This window comes from Marinomonas sp. S3726 (assembly GCF_000967665.1).
Classification (GTDB): Bacteria; Pseudomonadota; Gammaproteobacteria; order Pseudomonadales; family Marinomonadaceae; genus Marinomonas.
The window spans coordinates 1-3,252 of record NZ_JXYC01000045.1; the positions used below are offsets into that span (position 1 = coordinate 1).

General features: G+C 46.0%; 2 protein-coding genes and 1 pseudogene. All 3 read left to right on the forward strand.

Annotated features, from left to right (window positions below):
- Positions 1–874 (forward strand): annotated as a pseudogene (locus tag TW85_RS26255) (hypothetical protein); the annotation flags it as partial.
- Positions 874–2,430: a DUF935 domain-containing protein gene (locus tag TW85_RS24125; protein WP_046019698.1), complete on the forward strand. Its 1,557-nt coding sequence runs from the start codon at positions 874–876 to the stop codon at positions 2,428–2,430. The pseudogene TW85_RS26255 and the gene TW85_RS24125, both read left to right, overlap by 1 nt.
- The coding region (locus TW85_RS24130; RefSeq protein WP_046019699.1) for a phage minor head protein at positions 2,430–3,252 on the forward strand (823 nt) is incomplete at its 3' end. The genes TW85_RS24125 and TW85_RS24130, both read left to right, overlap by 1 nt.

The window sequence follows — 3,252 nt, forward strand, 5'->3', positions numbered from 1 at the left end:
TGAAAATTTATATAAAAACGCCCCCAATAAAGAGTCAGCCGATGAAGAGTACGGCTGCGTGCCTAAAAAATCAGGAGGCACTTATTTAGGCCGCGTATTAATAGAACAAGCTATGGTAGCCGATCACTCCATTCCTATTATTCGTTACGAAGCTCCTGAAGATTTTATGTCCTGGTCTGTGACCGTAAGAGAAGCCGAGATGCAAACCTTCTGTGATGAAAACCTTTCGCCTTTACTTGAAAAACTTAATCCAGAAGAGCGGCACACATTTGGGGAAGACTTTGCTCGCCGTGGTGACTTAACCGTATTTACGCCTTTGTCTATTCGCTCAGATCTGCGTAAACGGGCACCCTTTGTTGTTGAATTAAGAAGCCTTACTTACGAACAACAAGCGCAAGTCATGATGTTTATTATGCGCAAATTACCGCGCTTAAGTGGCGCCGCATTCGATGCAACAGGTAACGGTGGTTATCTCGCTGAAAAAGCCGCGCTTGAATTTGGCACTGACATGGTTGATCAAGTCATGTTATCAGCAGGCTGGTACCAAGAATGGATGCCAAAGCTTAAAGCCGAATTTGAATCTTTTAATATTGAAGTCCCCCGACACCAGAACATCTTAGATGACTTACTTCAAATTAAAGTCGTCAACGGCATCCCTTGCATCGATAAAGGCCGAACTAAAGACGAAGGCGCAAGCAACGCAAAGAGTAAACGTCACGGGGACTTTGCGGTGTCATTAGCGATGGCTAACAGGGCTTCTTATATGGACGGTGGTGAAATTGATTTTACACCGTTACCAAATAGAGATAGCCGCTGGGGAGAATACTCAGACGATGACGATAGTTATTTAGACCAAATTGAAGGAGCATACTAATGCTAGTTGATATACACGGGCAGCCGCTTTCGTCGGAACCACAAGAGATGCAAACCCAAGATGATAGAGCCCAAATAACAGGGCTCTATCAGCATTTTTCAACGCACCCGTCCAGAGGTTTAACCCCGACAAAACTTGCCGCTATTATGGCCGAAGCCGAACGCGGCAATTTAATCAGCCAATGTGAACTTGCCGAAGATATAGAAGAAAAAGACGGTCACGTATTTAGTGAGCTGCAAAAGCGTCGTCGTGTTTTATTAGGTCTAGACTGGCAGATCGTCGCCCCTCGCGACGCATCTAAAGCAGAGCTTGCAGATGTAGCCATGCTGACTGAAATGATGGAAGACAGAACAGACCTTGAAGATCTCGTATTCAACTTATCGGATGGAATTTTAAAAGGTTACTCAAACTTAGAACTTGAATGGCAAATCGTTGAAAAGCTACGTATTCCAAAATGCAACTGGCGAGACCCCGCTTGGTTTCAAACTCATCCGACAAACCGAAATGAATTAAGATTAAGAGACAGCACTTATGAAGGTGCAGAGCTTCAGCCGTTCGGATGGCTAAGCCATAAGCACGCGGCTAAAAGTGGTTATGTCGGACGATCCGCTTTAGTCAGGGTGTTAGCATGGCCGTTCTTGTTTAAGAATTATTCGGTACGTGACCTAGCTGAATTTTTAGAAATTTACGGCTTGCCTCTAAGACTTGGTAAATACCCAACAGGTGCCAGTGCAAAAGAAAAATCAACGCTGTTACAGGCCGTCATGTCAATTGGCCATAACGCTGGCGGCATTATCCCTCGTGGAATGGACATTGATTTTCAAGAAGCAGCAAAAGGCGCAAGTGACCCTTTTGAAGCCATGATGAACTGGTGCGAACGAACCCAATCAAAAGCGGTGTTAGGTGGCACACTGACGAGTCAAGCGGATGGTAAGAGTTCAACAAACGCACTGGGCAACGTTCATAATGAAGTAAGACAAGAACTACGCGATAGTGACGCGAAACAAATCGCCGCCACTATCACGCGGGATCTTATCTATCCGTTATACGCATTAAACTGCCGCAGTTATAGCGGCCCTCATCGTATCCCACGCTTTGAGTTTGACTTAAGCGAACCGGAGGACATCGCTCATTACGCTGAACATATGTCCAAGCTTGTCGAAATGGGGATGCAAATTCCGGTAAGTTGGGTAACAGAAAAGCTTCAGATACCAGAGCCAAAGGAAGGCGAAGCGGTTCTGACATATTCAAATAACAACCCGAGCCCGCAAGCCGCGTTAGCCGCTTTAAAAGAAGGCCAACAAAATCAATTAGACCCAGAAGACGCTGAGCTAAACGCCTTAGTTAAAAACATTCAGTCCCAAAGCGCTGAGTTAAATACCGCCACACTTAATCAAATTAGAATAGCGATTGATAACGCAACCAGTCTTGAATCTCTATTAGAGCAGTTAATGGTGTTACCGATTGAGCTTGATGATATGGCCGATGTATTAGGACAGGCTTTATCTGTTGCCAACCTTGCCGCTCGTTATGATGCGATCCAAGGAGCCGAATAATGCCAAGCTATGGGTCGCAACCTTTTAAAGAGTCCCTCGATTATTTTGAGAAGAAAACACCTTTACCAACTAACGGCTGGGAAGACGTTTATGCTGAACAGCATGACAACGCGTTTATGGTGGCGGGGGCAAATAAAACCGCCATTGTTGAGGACTTTGCTAGTGCTGTACGTGCGGCGATAAAAGACGGCGAGACATTACAAGACTTTCGAAAGCGCTTTGATCAAATTGTAAAAACACATGGCTGGGATTATAACGGGGAGCCCGGTTGGCGTTCTAAACTGATTTACACAACCAATATTCGACAAGCTTACAACGCTGGCCGTGAAGCCCAATTTGCTGACCCTAAGTTTCAAAAGACGTTCCCTTATTTGGAATACAGGCACAGCGGTGCTGAGCACTTTCGCTTAATTCATAAATCATGGGATCGAATGGTACTGGCGGCCAATGACCCTTTCTGGATAACACATAGCCCCAGCAACGGGTACGGTTGCAACTGTAAAAAGTATGCTAAATCAGAGCGCGCCATGAAGCGCATGGGTAAAACGAAACCCGATACAGCGCCCCCTATTGAATATTATGATCACACGGATAAACGTACGGGCGAAGTGAAAGCGATTCCTGAAGGGATTAGTCCGGGCTTTGAGTATCGACCAAACCAAGCACCCCGTGAGCATTTTACCCCGAGGCAAAGCGAGACGCAGCGGCAGCCGATCCCCATGTCTCGGCCCGATGATTTACCTATGCCTAGCCCATCATCGGTTTCACAAGAACAAGTGCTACCGGACGGTCTTCAGGAAGCAGAATACGCGAATGCTTTCT